At 62.6% G+C, this 832-nt stretch carries 1 protein-coding gene; it reads right to left on the bottom strand.

Annotated features, from left to right (window positions below; genetic code table 11):
- Window positions 1-441: 441 nt before the first annotated feature.
- Window positions 442-832 (bottom strand): transposase (locus tag AC0L3A_RS40760; RefSeq protein ID WP_473256584.1); only part of this gene is annotated, 391 nt, incomplete at its 5' end.

The following is an 832-nucleotide window of genomic DNA, read 5'->3' as shown; positions in this document are numbered from 1 at the left end:
ATGTATGGTCCGGCCGCGCGTTGCAAGAGGTTTCGTCAACCTGGCAGATGCGGTCTTGCATCAATGTATCCGGCCTCTGATTGGAGCGTGTTGTGCTCCGGGCCATCATGGATATCAGCGCGCATTCGAGCTAATTAGCGGACAGGCCTCGAACGGGCCATTCGGGTCACCAGTGTTCGCATGCGCCGGGAAGACCGATCCTCCATCGTTGTCTCATTCCTCTCGCAGACCTCGGCGGGTAAGGGATGTTGGTTACGTCATCGATCGCACCTCACCTCGTGCTGTTCCTTAGTTCGTGCCTGGCGGTCGTTCCTTTGTCCCGGCCTGCGCGCGCAGACGCGCCGCGCGCAAGGGCCGTCAAGGCCGGCCGTCGTGCTGTCCTGACGTCTTGCTCTACCGCGGTCAGGCCGCGCCTTGACGGCCCCGAGCACGGTGCGAGGATCAGGCAGCTCGGGACGCCGTCTCCTCCGTGTTGACGCACTCGAAGGCGCGTCCCTTGTTGAGAACCGCCCAGGCGATCCGGGCGAGCTTGTTGGCGAGCGCAATCGCCAGCACGTTGTGGTGCAATCGTTTCTTGGCGGCTTCGATCCAAGATTTGAGGCCATAGCGCTCCCAACCCTTGACCTTGACCAGCACAACCCACGCGGCCTGCACAAACAGCGCGCGCAGGTAGCGATTGCCGCGCCTTGATATCTTGCCGAGGATCGTGCGGTCGCCGGTCGATATCTGCTTCGGCACCAGTCCAAGCCAGGCGCCGAAGTCGCGGCCTTTCGAGAACACGTCTCCAGTGCCGATCGCAGCCACCATCGCGCTCGAGATGATCGGGCCAATG

It is taken from the genome of Bradyrhizobium sp. MI1.3 (assembly GCF_055811695.1).
This window is presented reverse-complemented; position numbering and strand designations above follow the sequence as displayed.